The sequence below is a fragment of the Staphylococcus ratti genome, from assembly GCF_020883535.1.
GTDB lineage: Bacteria > Bacillota > Bacilli > Staphylococcales > Staphylococcaceae > Staphylococcus > Staphylococcus ratti.
Window position 1 is genome coordinate 678,939 of the sequence record NZ_CP086654.1, and the last position, 13,714, is coordinate 692,652.

The following is a 13,714-nucleotide window of genomic DNA, read 5'->3' on the forward strand; positions in this document are numbered from 1 at the left end:
CATTAAATTTGAATATTTATAGAATGTCTTTAAAATTATAAATAAATCCATTCAAATTAAGAGGTGATTCGCATGCCAATCGTTTACTATGATGATCGTTGTATTTATTGCTACAATTATGTGATTTGGTTAATTCGTCATGGCTTGCCTAAAAACTATCAATTTGTCCCTTTAAAAAGTGACGCGGGTAGACAACTTCAACAAACAAATCCTGAGGTTTTAAATTATAACAGCGTTATTTTACAAGAAGGTTCCCAACTGACTTATCAATCTACAGCGATTATTAAATTAATTTATCAACTACATGGATACAAATGGCTTGCTGCGCTTATATGGCTAGTGCCTAAACCGTTGCGTAATCTAGGATATCGCTTTTTTGCGGAAAATCGAGATCGGATGTGGCAAACAAGATGGGCACAAGCGACAGAATCTGAAAAAGCCTATTTTATAGGGGAACAGTATGTTGATATTAAAGGATTGGCTCAGAAGTCGAATTAACCATTAAAAAGCGCCCAACTTTTACTGAAAAGTAATCGTTGGACGCTTTAAATATGTTATTCAGCGATTTCTAATGCGACTTCCATCATTTGGGTAAATGAATTTTGACGCTCTTCTGCTGTCGTTGCTTCATCTCTTAATAAATGATCACTTACAGTGAAAATGCCAAGTGCTTTTTTACCCGCTTTCAAAGCGTTTAAATATAGACCGGCAGATTCCATTTCAACACCTAGAATGCCCATTTCAATCCACTTTTGATTAAAGTTTTCGTTAGCATTGTAAAATGTATCTGAAGATAGGATATTTCCTACGTGCGTACGTGCGCCAATTTTATCTGCAGCTTCTTTTGCTTTAACGACTAAGTCAAAATCAGCAAGTGGGGCAAAATTGCCTGGAATTTGGAACTGATCGGCGTAATTAGAGTTTGTGGAAGCACCTTGACCAATAATAATGTCGTATAAGTTCACATCTTCTTGCATTGCACCACAAGAGCCGATGCGAATGATTGTATCTACATCAAAGAAGTTATAGAGCTCGTAAGAATAGATACCGATACTTGGAATACCCATACCTGAACCCATAACCGAAACTTCTTTACCTTTATAAGTACCTGTGTAACCAAACATGTTACGCACGTCATTAAATTGCTCTACATTTTCTAAGAAATTTTCAGCAATAAATTTTGCACGTAGAGGATCACCTGGCATTAACACTGTTTTTGCAATTTTTTTACCATTTGGTTGAATATGTGGTGTACCTTGTGTCATTGAAAGTAACTCCTTTTAATATATTGTTTTATCCATTTAAAGATAACAGATTGCTAGGTAATTGTCGATGTATACAATGTATGTCAAAGCTGTGTCCTTTGCCTTTTTAAGTGATATTACGTGGGGGATTTAATTTCTTGTAATGAATATATCGTGTATAATAGATATGTGATGTACGATAAATAATAATCAAAAGAGAAGAGGGGATTTGCCATGAGAATGGTGGATATGATTTCGAAAAAACGTGATGGCGGAGCGTTAACAGCAGAAGAAATTAAATTTATTATCGATGGTTACACAAAAGGTGATATTCCTGATTATCAAATGTCGAGCTTAGCCATGGCAATTTATTTTCAAGATATGACAGATGAAGAACGTGCAGCTTTAACTATGGCAATGGTAGAATCTGGAGATCAAATTGATTTATCCAATATTGAGGGGATTAAAGTTGATAAACATTCTACAGGTGGCGTAGGTGATACGACAACACTTGTTTTGGCACCACTCGTTGCAGCCTTAGATATTCCAGTTGCGAAGATGAGCGGGCGCGGTCTAGGACATACAGGCGGTACGATTGATAAATTAGAATCTGTAGAAGGCTTCCATGTTGAAATTTCAGAGGACGAATTTATTAAACTTGTAAATGAAGCGAAAATTGCGGTCATAGGTCAAACTGGCAACTTAACACCAGCAGACAAGAAAATTTACGCATTGCGAGATGTTACAGGAACGGTGAACTCTATTCCGTTAATTGCATCTTCAATTATGAGTAAAAAAATTGCTGCTGGTGCAGATGCCATCGTTTTAGATGTGAAAACGGGTAAAGGTGCGTTCATGCAAACGGTTGAAGAAGCGGAAGCATTAGCACATGCCATGGTTAAAATTGGTAATCAAGTCGGACGCCAAACTATGGCTATTATTTCAGACATGAATCAGCCTTTAGGTCGTGCAATTGGTAACGCATTAGAATTAAAAGAAGCGATTGATACGCTTAAAGGTGAAGGGCCAGAAGATTTAACTGAATTGGTCTTAACATTAGGTGCGCAAATGGTCGTTTTAGCTCAAAAAGCGACAACATTAGAAGAAGCACGTGAAAAATTACAAGCAGTCATCGACAATGGGGCAGCAATTGAAAAATTCAAAACATTTTTAAGTAACCAAGGCGGCGATGCTTCGGTAGTAGATGACCCATCGAAGCTTACAGCGGCAAAATACACATTTGAATTGCCTGCAAAACAATCTGGTGTTGTTTCAGAAATGGTAGCAAATGAAATTGGGATAGCCTCTATGATGTTAGGTGCTGGACGTCAAACTAAAGAAGATGCAATTGATTTAGCAGTAGGACTTGTTTTGCATAAAAAAATAGGAGACCGAGTTGAAGAGGGAGAATCTCTACTTACAATTTATGCGAATCAAGAAGATGTTGCGTCAGTTAAAGAAAAATTATATGAAAACATTACGATTTCTGATTCAGCAACATCACCACAACTGATTTATAAAGTTATTACAGAATAATTGAAGCAGATATTGTAAAAACCTGTTACGCCAGTATATCAACTGTGTAACAGGTTTATTTGTTTATTGTTGTCCTTCTCCAAATACATCATGCCACTGTGCGCGTTTGTCTAAAAACGCTTGGGCAATTTCTTTAGCGCCTTCTAAAGAATGGCTTGCAGCCCAGCCGCATTGTACTTCATTACAAGCGGGAACTTCATTGGCATTTAAGACGTCATGTATCGTTTTTTCAATGATTTCAAGGACATTATCATAATCTTTATGGTTAATAAATGAAACATAAAAGCCTGTTTGACAGCCCATTGGACTTAAATCAACGACTTTGTCAGAGTGATTTCGAATATTTTCAGCCATAAGGTGCTCGAGGCTATGCAAACCAGGCATATCCATATGTTCTTTGTTAGGTTGCTTAAAACGAATATCATATTTGTAAATATCATCTCCGTTTTCACCTTGCATTTTTCCTGCGAGTCGAATATACGGTGCAACGACTTTCGTATGGTCTAAATTAAAACTTTCAACATTCATTTTTGGCATCACTATCATCCTCCTTCATTCATTGATTTCATTTTAACATATCTTTTGAGGGATTAAAGAGAAGAAAAGCGCTGTAGGAGAGCGATAACTACTTTTGAGCACGGTGATTATACAGACTTTAAAACTGTACTTCATAAATTCTAAAAATAGCGAATATAAAGAAAATAGCATGACAACGTACCATATTTCCGATAAAATAAGTAATAATTTAATAGTAGTTTATTATGAGTGGTGGAGGGAATTGCCTTATGAAGCCTTGTAAACGTATCAGTAAGATGCGCTTCGACAATAGACTAACCCTATTGAAAGATAAATGACGATGCAAAAGGTATTTACAGTTGACGCACTGCTATTAATAAGTGGAAGTGTATCAAAGGTACGATGCTTTTTGTTTTGAAGGGGGAATTTAATTTTGGTAGAAATAAAACAACGCATTTTAGATTATATAGATAATCATCGATTGCATTATTTAGATATGAGTCATCAAATACATGAAAGGCCTGAAATTGGAAATGAAGAATTATTTGCTTCAAGGTTGCTTATCGATCATTTAATTGAGCACGGATTTGAGGTAGAGAAAGATATTGCAGGTCATTCTACAGGGTTTATTGCACGCTATGAATCTGACAAACCTGGTCCGACAATCAGTTATTTAGCTGAGTATGATGCTTTACCAGGATTAGGACATGCGTGCGGCCACAATATTATAGGGACATCAAGTGTCCTTGCTGGCATCGCACTTAAACAAGTTATTGACGATATTGGAGGCAACGTCATTGTATTTGGATGTCCTGCTGAAGAGGGCGGCGAAAATGGAAGTGCAAAAGCATCGTATGTTAAAGAAGGGCTTTTAAATGGTGTAGATGCAGCACTTATGATTCATCCAGGAAATGAAACGTATCCAACGATTCCGACGTTGGCAGTGGATGTATTAGACATCAAATTTTACGGGCGCAGTGCGCATGCTTCGGAAAATGCTGAAGAAGCGAGAAATGCTTTAGATGCAATGCTGAGCTTTTTTAACGGTGTGGCACAATTAAGACAACATATTCTTAAATCAGAACGCGTTCATGGTGTTATTTTAGATGGTGGTAAAGCAGCTAATATTATTCCTGATTTTACACATGCACGTTTTTATACACGTGCCACAACAAGAAAATCTTTGGACGTACTTACTGAACGTGTGCATCAAATTGCGAAAGGTGCTGCGATTCAAACAGGTTGTGATTATGAGTTTGGTCCTATACAAAACGGGGTAAACGAATTTGTCAGAACCTCGACGTTAGATGCTTTATTTGAAGCGTATGCGACGGAATTAGGCGAGGAAGTGAGCCATGATGGTTTTGGATACGGCTCAACAGATACAGGGAATGTGAGTCATGTTGTTCCGACGATTCATCCGCATATAAAAATTGGGCCGCGGAGTTTAGTAGGACACACACATCGTTTCAGAGAAGCTGCAGCTAGTCCTATGGGAGATAAAGCATTGATTAAAGGTGCCAAAATTATCGCATTGATGGGGGTGTCTTTAATACAAGATGATGCATTGCTTTGTTCAATACGCAAGGAACATCAACTATTAAGGGAGAAATTATAAATGAGGGGACATTCAATTTTAAAACTGGGAGAGTTATATGATAAGGACGTCGTTTATACTGCACGGCCATCCTATGTTTCAAATACATGGCTAGAACCGGAGGAACATTAATCTAATTTTTTGAGTGGGAGAGAGATATTAATTGCCGATATGCCCATCATTGTACATGAGGCATGTCTGACTGAAAAAATACGCACACTATTTTCTTATATTAATCAAAGCCTTCCTACAAGCATTCATACATTTAAAGATAAAGAAAGTTATGAACAGTTGTTGCTTGATTTAACACAAAAAGAACATAAACGTATTTATACGCAATATGTGCACGGAGAAGACTTGATTGCATTTGAAGATTACGCAATGAATAAGCAAGTTTTCATTGATTTAAATGCTAAATCTCGCATCCCCGAATGGACAGACGGTAAATATTTACCTAGGAGAGAAATCGTCGCAATCGACGTATATAAAGAGGCGTTGCAAAATTGGGAACTGCCACTTGTTATTAAACCTGGAGATGAGTTGCCAACTGCAGGAGGCTATGGCGTGATGATTTGTCATAACCAAGAAGATTTAGACAAAGCGATGGCACGCATTGAAAAAGCCAAATCTGCGACGCAAACATTAATAATTGAACAATACATCGAAACAGTTGATAACTATTGCGTGCAGTATGCCTTACATCCAGAAAAAGGCATCGTATATCTTGGCGCTTCTAAGCAACTTACGAATGACGATGTGTTTTATAGCGGTAATATTAATGCGCTCGATATTCCTGAATCAGTGATTAAAGCGGGTTATGACATCATGAAAACAGGTGTGGATAAAGGCTTTGTTGGCATTGCTGGCTTTGATTTTCTTGTCGATAAAAATAAGAACATTTATGCGATTGATTTAAATTTTAGACATAATGGTTCAACAAGTTTGTTGCTATTAGATCCAATTTTATCAGGGCGATATCATAAGTTTTACAGCTATGTCTCTCGTGGAGATCAACAAACATTTTTTGACGTCATCGCCAAATATGTACAACAAGGGGTACTCTATCCTCTTGCATATTACGATGGAACGTATTATCAAGATGAGCATGTAGCGTCGCGCTTTGCGGGTATTTGGCATGCAGAAAGTGCTGAAGCTATAGAAACGATAGAAAAAGCGTTTATGCAAGAAGTAGGGCTAGCCTAGTTATGGATTAGAAAGGTGAATGCCAAGGCGAGGATTGACGAAATAATTACTGTAGTTTATATTCAACATAAAGAGCTCATTTAGAGAGGGAGAAAAGCATGTCATATAAAAATGAACGTTTTTACAAAGATATTTTGACAAATGAGCAATTTTTTATCGCTGTTAAAGATAAAAAAATTGTGAAGCATTCGCATAATGGAAAGCAATTATTTTGTTTCTGGACAAGAGAAGCATTTGCTAAAGAATATCTTGAAAATCTAAATGTTGAATTTGATAAGATTAAAGTGATGGATATCGACCGTTTTACGACTTATGAACTTGACGATATGTTTGATGATGAAGATGAAGCGGTTGTCAATGTCACAATGGATGCTGAAGGGCATGAAATTCGTATTTTGTCTGCTTTTAACGACATCATGACAGATATGGATCGTTTGCGTATTCGTGAATTTGTTGAAGATGTTTCAAATTCAGATACTGTTTATGGTTTGACGCAAAAGGGAACGAAGCAGTTTATGGTTGTTAGTGATGAAAATGACAATTTTGAGCAGTCACATTTTATGCCTGTATGGAGTTTAAGTCAACGAGCGAATCGTGTAGCGAACGAAGACTTCGAATCATTTGAATTAATTGATGTGGAAGGGGAAGTATTTGCAGAGTGGTTAGATGAACTCCGCGATGATAATCGCTACGTCGCAATTGATTTAAAGCCAGGCGTCGTAGGCACAATTGTAAGTGCGCAAAAACTTGCAAATGAATTGACTTTTTAACTTGTGTAGACTATCGCGTTACTAATAGCGGAATTTCGAGTCATTTGGTGTTAGTGTATACTTGATGACAATGTTTATTGTAAAATGTTAACAGCATAGCACAAAAATAAGCGGGACGGAAACCAAACTGTTTTCTGTCCCGCTTCATTATAATCAATGTGTATTAAAGTTAAACAGTATAGTCGGCAAGCGGATTAAACTCGCGTTGAACAACTTTATTCAAACTTAGTTCGCCTTGTTGTCCACTTTATTATAGATACAATGTTCCTAAAGCGCCGGAGAATGCGCCATTATTTAGATAATGAGGCGTGAAACCACGTAAAATAGTATAATCTGTTACGACTTTTTGAAGCAATGGATTGTTATGGAATGAAGAGCCAATATATACGACGTCTTTCACACCGTGTTCTCGAGCGACGTGAATAGAAACCGTCGTTACACTTTCTCCTACAACGCCAATAACTGAAGCTAATTTATCTGCGTCAGTAAACGTTTTATCTAAGTTTAGCAGTACGTGACCAAAGTTAGACGCAGTTAATTCTCCAGGTATTGGAGGCGTATCATTTTTGTAAATATGTTTCACTTTTAAGTCAATAATATCCCGGTTACCTAGTTGGGCTAAATCTGTTAAATGAGTATAATCCTTGATTTCAGTTAACAAATAGCCTAAACCACGAATCATGCCACCACCTGTACCAATACCTCCAACACGTTGCTGACCATTTTGATCGGCTAAGTGAAGAGAAGTTCCTGTTCCGACGTTCGTGAAGATATAGCGTTCAAGCGCGATACCTTGTTCTTTCAACAAAATTTCTACACCTTTATCAGCAGCATCAAATTCAATGAAATGTTTAGGCTCACATCTTAAATAAGCATTGAGATCTTTAGCATTTCCACCTGTAACACAAATGTCTGAACAGTTTTGTTCATTTAACCATTGTGCTACGTTTTGAATTTCTGTTGTAAGATATGTTTGGTACTCACGTTGACCGTTATCTTCGGTTACGATTTTAATTAAAGTACCTCCAGCGTCAATTCCGATTCGCATTCGCGTGTCACCTCAAAATAATTGTTTATCAATCATATATACTATATGATAATCACAAAAATACAAGTTAAAATTCTTAATGTAATGATAGAATAGGAGGTCATGTCATGAAGTTAAGTCCGTACATTGTAGTCAATCATGTGCAGGAGGCGATTGATTTTTATCGCGAAACGTTTGGAGGGGAAGTGATTCCTTTAAATGAACATCAAGGAAAGTTACTACATGCTGAATTGAAAATTCAAGAAGATGTTGTACTACACTTTTCAGATTCATATGGAAAACCCGCTCGAAATGAGGGAACACAAATTTTATTAACTTTTGATAATCCTGAGACACAACAGCGTATTTATGATGCGCTTAGTGATCAAGGAAACCCTCATATGCCACTGAACCAAACATTTTTTAATGCGCTCCATGGTCAAGTGACAGATCGCTATGGTGTCAATTGGTTATTGAACTGTTTTATTAAAGAGGGATAATAGCATTGTCATATCAAAAAGGTTGAGACGTTATTTTAGGTTCACCGTTTATCGGTCGCTAAAGTTTTGTCTCAACCTTTATTTTGTTACATTTCGTTATCTCTTTCACGTTCTTCGATAGTACGTGAAAAATCTTTTTCATCGTCAATGTGCGTCATTTGGAAATGTTTGGTATGTTCGCGTCTCAATGCATTCATCAATGCAAAAATCATTAATAATAGAATAATTGAAAACGGGAGACCTGTTACGACGGAAGCAGTTTGCAAGCTTGTTAAGCCACCTGCTACAGTCAGGGCAACCGAGATTGCCCCAATGAGTATACCCCAAACCATTTTATGTTTACGTCTTGGATTTTCAACGCCGCCGGTTGCCATTCCTGAAACAATATGAGTGGTAGAGTCGGCACTTGTAACGATAAAAGTAAAAATTAAAATGATAGCAAGTGCACTCGTCACCTCATATAACGGGAATTTACTCAGCAGTTCAAACAGTGCGATAGTGTAATCTTGATCTACTACTTTTTCAATGCCATCTTTTTTGTGTAATGCATAATGAATTGCTGTTCCACCAAAGCCTGCAATCCAAGTGAAAGAAATCATCGGAGGAATAATAAGTACACCGATAATAAATTCTCGGATTGTGCGGCCGCGTGAAACACGTGCCACAAAACCACCTATAAAAGGAGACCATGAAATGACCCACGCCCAATAGAACACAGTCCATTTCTGAATCCAAGAATTATCTCCAGTATAAGGATCCATGCGTAAACTGTATTGCACAAAGTGAGAAATATAATCTCCAATTGAAACCGTGAATGTCTCTACGATAAAACGTAAATCACCAACGATAAAAATGAAAATAAGCAACACAGTGCCTATTAAAATGTTCAAATTGCTTAGCCATTTTACACCACGGTTTAAACCAGAAAGGGCTGAACCTAAAAAGATAAGTGTCATAACTACAGTAATAACAATTAATGTAATGTGCGTATTCGGCACTTTAAAGACATGATTTAATCCACCTGCAATCTGCATAATGCCAAGGCCGATAGAAGTGGCGATTCCCATAACTGTTGCGATGATTGCTAAAATATCAATAATATTTCTGTATGGTCGCTTATAAGTTTCGCCGAATACGGGTTCCATCGCAGTTGAAATGAGACCGTCTCGTTGTTTTCGAAATTGGAAATACGCGACAATGAGACCGCTCATTGCAAAAATAGACCATTGTGAGATGCCCCAATGGAAAAAAGTATATCCCATAGCTAACCGTGCAGAAGAGACAGTTTGCCCCTTTGCTTCTGAAGGAAAAGGTGAATGAAGGTAATGTGTTAACGGCTCAGCCACACCCCAAAATACAATGCCGACACCTAACCCAGCTGAGAAGAGCATGCCTATCCAAGAGATGAAGGAAAATTCAGGTTCTTCGTTATCACGTCCTAATTTAAAACGACCATAACGAGAAAGGGCAAGGAAGATAAGGAATAAATCGAGTACGAAGACGATAATTAAAAATAGCCATCCAAAATTTAACGCTATAGCATTATATGTATTTTGTGCATAAAATCCAAAGCTTTTTGGAAAAAGAGCAGCAAGTAGGGTGAATAACAAAATAATAGAAAAAGAAACAATATAGACAAAATTCCGATTTTTCTTCTTCTTAGTTAATGATTGTTTTGATTTTTTCATAATATCCCCTTTCGAATTCAAGTTTGAAAAATCTGAAAATAGTGTATAGTTAGAAGTGCGAGAAAACATAATAAAGGATGAATTTTCAAAATGATAAAAAGTAAACGCTTCGATGATATTACTATACATTTGTATGAAGAGCAATACCGAGAGGCACTTTCTCAATTTCAACTGAATGAACGTCAACGTATTTATTCTTCATTGCCGAAAGAAGTACTAGACGATGCTTTAAATGATCCGAACCGTGTAGCGAATGTCGCTTTAAATGACGATGGAGATGTCGTTGGTTTTTTTGTGCTACATCAACATTACCAACATGAAGGGTATGATACACCTGAAGAAGTCGTATATATCCGTTCGCTATCTATTAATGAACGTTATCAAGGGAATGGCTATGGGACTAAAATAATGATGAACTTACCTGAATATGTACAAAGTGTTTTTCCAGATTTTGGCCATCTGTTTCTCGTAGTTGATGCAGAAAATGAAGCAGCTTGGAATGTTTATGAACGCGCTGGTTTTATGCATGCTGCTACTAAAGAAGAGGGGCCGATTGGTAAGGAGCGTTTATATTATTTAGATTTAAGTTCGAAATATGTTTCCTCTTTAAAATTGAGTAGCAGTAAGCAATCAGAACAAGGACCAGTTGATATTATCGATCTAAAAGTTAATCAGGAAAAAGTAGGTTTTCTAGCGATTGAACAATTCCAAGAACGCCTAATTATTCGAGCGTTATTAGTTGAGGATGCACATCGTGAGGTAGGAATTGCTCAAAATGCATTGCGTCAACTTTCAACATATGTCCGTCAAAATTATGAGAATATAGATGTAATTGAAGTGATGTTGTTTGGGGCGAGAAATGAACTGAAACCACTATTTCAAAAAAGTAATTTTGTTGAGACCATCGTCACTGATGATTATACGATGTTTGAGAAATATATTAATTATTAGAATAAATGACTTTCATTTCAAAAAACCTACTGCTAAACATTGCGTAATTAACTAGAGTCATTTATAATCAATGGTTGTTATAGTATGTTGACTCGCAATAAAAAGATGTGGCTTGATTTGCGAGCATAACGTGAATCTTTGAAAGGAAGATGTGCCGATGAAATTACAAGATTACACACAAGAAATGGTTGACGAAAAAGCGTTTATTGATATGGCTTATACGCTATTAACAGAAAAAAATGAAACGATGAATCTTTATGATATTATCGATGAATTTAAACAAATTGGGCATTATGAAGATAATCAAATTGAAAATCGCGTTGTTCAATTTTACACAGATTTAAATACAGATGGTAGATTTTTAAGTGTTGGAGATAATGTTTGGGGATTACGCGATTGGTACTCTGTAGATGATATCGAAGAAAAAATCGCACCGACTATCCAAAAGTTTGAAATTCTTGATGAAGATGATGAAGAAGATAAAAACTTAAAATTACTTGGTGAAGACGACAATGATGGTGACGACAACATTCCAAACGCCACTGATGATCAAGAAGGATTAAATGATCCAGAAGATGAACATGTTGAAGACGAAATCGAAGAGTCTGATTTAGTTGTTGAAGAAGACGACGAGGATTTAGATGAAGAATATGAAGACGATGAAGATATTTTAGAAGAGGAAGAATAAACTTCACGCATGTGATTCCGCAGTTAACTTTAGCGTTAAACCATTTTTAGCATCTTTTATGTTAAATGTAAATTTGATATAAAGTTTGTTGACTTTTTACGACAACGTGATAGAATTTTATTCGGGCTCCTTTAAATAGGACAATGGAAAAACGCATACGTCAGTAGAAAAAAGCACGCAACCAAAATTGCGTTTGCGTTAAGAAATAGAGACGTAAACTCGTTCCCCCCTTACATGAAATAATTGTGAGTGGGGGACTTTTTTATTTTATAAATAAATGTATAGAACATTTTTACTGTTTGAATTGGATTCACCCCTTAGTAAATGCTTCTGATATGAAATGAGGAGGAATAACACATGACCAAATTTATTTTCGTGACTGGTGGTGTTGTGTCATCACTAGGCAAAGGGATTACGGCAGCGTCACTTGGCCGTCTTTTAAAAGACCGTGGTTTATCTGTAACAATTCAAAAATTCGATCCATATTTAAATGTTGACCCAGGAACAATGAGTCCTTATCAACACGGTGAAGTTTTCGTCACTGATGATGGGGCGGAAACAGATTTAGACTTGGGACATTATGAGCGTTTTATTGATATTAACTTAAACAAATATTCTAATGTCACTGCCGGTAAAGTTTATTCGCATGTTCTGAAAAAAGAACGTCGTGGGGATTACCTCGGGGGCACAGTTCAAGTCATTCCGCATATTACGAATGAAATTAAGTCAAGACTTTTACTTGCTGGTGAAAGCACAAATGCTGATGTAGTTATTACTGAAATTGGTGGGACAACAGGTGATATTGAGTCTTTACCATTTATCGAAGCAATTCGCCAGATTCGAAGTGATTTAGGTCGAGAAAATGTAATGTATGTGCACTGTACGTTATTACCTTACATAAAAGCGGCGGGTGAAATGAAAACAAAGCCAACACAACATAGTGTTAAAGAATTACGCGGGCTTGGTATTCAACCAGATTTAATTGTGGTTCGTACAGAATATGAAATGGGCGAAGAATTAAAAGATAAAATAGCCTTGTTCTGTGACATTGATAAGAAGAGTGTTATTGAATGTCGTGATGCAGAGTCACTTTATGAAATCCCCTTACAATTAAGTCGTCAAGATATGGATGATATCGTGATTAATCGTCTAGGTCTAAAAGCGCAATACGAAACACAACTTGATGAATGGAATCATTTGATTAATGTTGTGAATAATTTAGAGGGCAAAGTAACAATTGCTTTAGTAGGTAAATATGTCTCATTAAAAGATGCTTATTTATCTGTTGCTGAAGCGTTAAAACATGCTGGTTATCAATTCATGAAAGATATTGAAATTCGTTGGATTGATTCAAGTGAAGTTACAGATGAAAATGCAGAAAGCTTTTTCAATGATGTAGATGGTATTTTAGTTCCTGGTGGATTTGGTTTCCGTGCAAGTGAAGGTAAAATCTCGGCGATTAAATATGCACGTGAAAATAAAGTACCTTTCTTTGGTATTTGTTTAGGTATGCAACTCGCAACAGTAGAATATGCACGTCATGTTGTTGGATTAAAAGGTGCGCATTCTGCAGAATTGGATCCAGACACGCCATATCCTGTTATTGATTTACTTCCAGAACAAAAAGATATCGAGGATTTGGGAGGAACATTACGATTAGGCCTATATCCATGTACGATTCAGCCTAATACGTTAGCGGAGCGTATCTACGATAAAAAAGAGATTCAAGAGCGTCACCGTCATCGTTATGAATTTAATAATGAATACCGTGAAAAATTAGAAGCGGCTGGTATGATATTCTCAGGAACAAGTCCTGATGGACGATTAGTAGAAATGGTCGAAATTGAAGATCATCCATTCTTCTTAGCGTGTCAATTCCACCCAGAATTTTTATCACGTCCAAATCGTCCACAACCGATTTTTAAATCATTTATTGAAGCAGCAGTAAAACAACAAAAGCAATTATAAATCTTTGAGATAAGCGAGGAAGCAAG

12 protein-coding genes and 1 pseudogene are annotated in these 13,714 nt (G+C 36.7%); 9 read left to right on the forward strand and 4 right to left on the reverse strand.

Going from position 1 to position 13,714, the window contains the following annotated elements; all coding sequences use genetic code 11:
* The first annotated feature begins 72 nt into the window (after positions 1-72).
* Entirely contained in the window at positions 73-498 is a 426-nt protein-coding gene (locus tag LN051_RS03090) for a thiol-disulfide oxidoreductase DCC family protein (RefSeq protein ID WP_229293140.1), read from the forward strand.
* Positions 499-554: 56 nt separating this feature from the next.
* On the opposite strand, the gene deoD is transcribed toward LN051_RS03090, so the two are convergent.
* A complete protein-coding gene (gene deoD / locus LN051_RS03095) occupies positions 555-1,265 on the reverse strand; it encodes a purine-nucleoside phosphorylase (protein ID WP_229293141.1) in 711 nt (236 codons plus the stop codon).
* 213 nt (positions 1,266-1,478) lie between these two features.
* On the opposite strand from deoD, the gene LN051_RS03100 reads away from it, so the two are divergent.
* The gene (locus tag LN051_RS03100) at positions 1,479-2,780 is read left to right on the forward strand and encodes a pyrimidine-nucleoside phosphorylase (protein ID WP_229293142.1); all 1,302 of its coding nucleotides are present in this window, start codon (positions 1,479-1,481) and stop codon (positions 2,778-2,780) included.
* A gap of 63 nt (positions 2,781-2,843) precedes the next feature.
* On the opposite strand, the gene LN051_RS03105 is transcribed toward LN051_RS03100, so the two are convergent.
* Positions 2,844-3,317: an S-ribosylhomocysteine lyase gene (locus LN051_RS03105; protein ID WP_229293143.1), complete on the reverse strand. Its 474-nt coding sequence runs from the start codon at positions 3,315-3,317 to the stop codon at positions 2,844-2,846.
* A 475-nt stretch (positions 3,318-3,792) separates the two neighbouring features.
* Between LN051_RS03105 and LN051_RS03110 the strand changes: the two genes are divergently transcribed.
* From LN051_RS03110 to LN051_RS03120, 3 genes and pseudogenes are all read left to right on the forward strand, one after another.
* Positions 3,793-4,914, forward strand: coding sequence for a M20 family metallopeptidase (locus tag LN051_RS03110; RefSeq protein ID WP_420854004.1), 1,122 nt, complete (start codon positions 3,793-3,795; stop codon positions 4,912-4,914).
* A pseudogene (gene ldmS / locus LN051_RS03115) lies at positions 4,915-6,096 on the forward strand (L-aspartate--L-methionine ligase LdmS). It begins immediately after the preceding gene.
* A gap of 98 nt (positions 6,097-6,194) precedes the next feature.
* A complete protein-coding gene (locus LN051_RS03120; RefSeq protein ID WP_229293145.1) occupies positions 6,195-6,866 on the forward strand; it encodes a DUF2750 domain-containing protein in 672 nt (223 codons plus the stop codon).
* A gap of 250 nt (positions 6,867-7,116) precedes the next feature.
* Here LN051_RS03120 and coaW read toward each other — a convergent pair whose 3' ends face one another.
* Positions 7,117-7,914: a type II pantothenate kinase gene (gene coaW, locus LN051_RS03125; RefSeq protein ID WP_229293146.1), complete on the reverse strand. Its 798-nt coding sequence runs from the start codon at positions 7,912-7,914 to the stop codon at positions 7,117-7,119.
* A 107-nt stretch (positions 7,915-8,021) separates the two neighbouring features.
* Here coaW and LN051_RS03130 point away from each other — a divergent pair, with 107 nt between their 5' ends.
* Positions 8,022-8,393, forward strand: a complete 372-nt coding sequence (locus LN051_RS03130) for a VOC family protein (protein WP_229293147.1) — start codon at positions 8,022-8,024, stop codon at positions 8,391-8,393.
* A gap of 86 nt (positions 8,394-8,479) precedes the next feature.
* On the opposite strand, the gene LN051_RS03135 is transcribed toward LN051_RS03130, so the two are convergent.
* Positions 8,480-10,081, reverse strand: coding sequence for a BCCT family transporter (locus tag LN051_RS03135; RefSeq protein ID WP_229293148.1), 1,602 nt, complete (start codon positions 10,079-10,081; stop codon positions 8,480-8,482).
* Between the two features lie 90 nt (positions 10,082-10,171).
* Between LN051_RS03135 and LN051_RS03140 the strand changes: the two genes are divergently transcribed.
* From LN051_RS03140 to LN051_RS03150, 3 genes are all read left to right on the forward strand, one after another.
* On the forward strand, positions 10,172-11,032 hold the full coding sequence (locus LN051_RS03140; RefSeq protein WP_229293149.1) for a GNAT family N-acetyltransferase: 861 nt from the start codon (positions 10,172-10,174) through the stop codon (positions 11,030-11,032).
* Positions 11,033-11,189: 157 nt separating this feature from the next.
* Complete coding sequence (gene rpoE, locus LN051_RS03145) at positions 11,190-11,720, forward strand: DNA-directed RNA polymerase subunit delta (RefSeq protein ID WP_229293150.1); 531 nt, start codon at positions 11,190-11,192, stop codon at positions 11,718-11,720.
* Between the two features lie 357 nt (positions 11,721-12,077).
* Positions 12,078-13,688 (forward strand): CTP synthase, encoded by a 1,611-nt coding sequence (locus LN051_RS03150; RefSeq protein WP_229293151.1) that lies wholly within the window; start codon positions 12,078-12,080, stop codon positions 13,686-13,688.
* The last annotated feature ends 26 nt before the right edge of the window (positions 13,689-13,714 follow it).

Bases quoted from the DNA above. Each gene is read 5' to 3' on its own strand.
- LN051_RS03090 (WP_229293140.1), top strand. From the start codon at position 73: ATGCCAATCGTTTACTATGATGATCGTTGTATTTATTGCTACAATTAT.
- deoD (WP_229293141.1), bottom strand. From the start codon at position 1,265: ATGACACAAGGTACACCACATATTCAACCAAATGGTAAAAAAATTGCA.
- LN051_RS03100 (WP_229293142.1), top strand. From the start codon at position 1,479: ATGAGAATGGTGGATATGATTTCGAAAAAACGTGATGGCGGAGCGTTA.
- LN051_RS03105 (WP_229293143.1), bottom strand. From the start codon at position 3,317: ATGCCAAAAATGAATGTTGAAAGTTTTAATTTAGACCATACGAAAGTC.
- LN051_RS03110 (WP_420854004.1), top strand. From the start codon at position 3,793: ATGAGTCATCAAATACATGAAAGGCCTGAAATTGGAAATGAAGAATTA.
- LN051_RS03120 (WP_229293145.1), top strand. From the start codon at position 6,195: ATGTCATATAAAAATGAACGTTTTTACAAAGATATTTTGACAAATGAG.
- coaW (WP_229293146.1), bottom strand. From the start codon at position 7,914: ATGCGAATCGGAATTGACGCTGGAGGTACTTTAATTAAAATCGTAACC.
- LN051_RS03130 (WP_229293147.1), top strand. From the start codon at position 8,022: ATGAAGTTAAGTCCGTACATTGTAGTCAATCATGTGCAGGAGGCGATT.
- LN051_RS03135 (WP_229293148.1), bottom strand. From the start codon at position 10,081: ATGAAAAAATCAAAACAATCATTAACTAAGAAGAAGAAAAATCGGAAT.
- LN051_RS03140 (WP_229293149.1), top strand. From the start codon at position 10,172: ATGATAAAAAGTAAACGCTTCGATGATATTACTATACATTTGTATGAA.
- rpoE (WP_229293150.1), top strand. From the start codon at position 11,190: ATGAAATTACAAGATTACACACAAGAAATGGTTGACGAAAAAGCGTTT.
- LN051_RS03150 (WP_229293151.1), top strand. From the start codon at position 12,078: ATGACCAAATTTATTTTCGTGACTGGTGGTGTTGTGTCATCACTAGGC.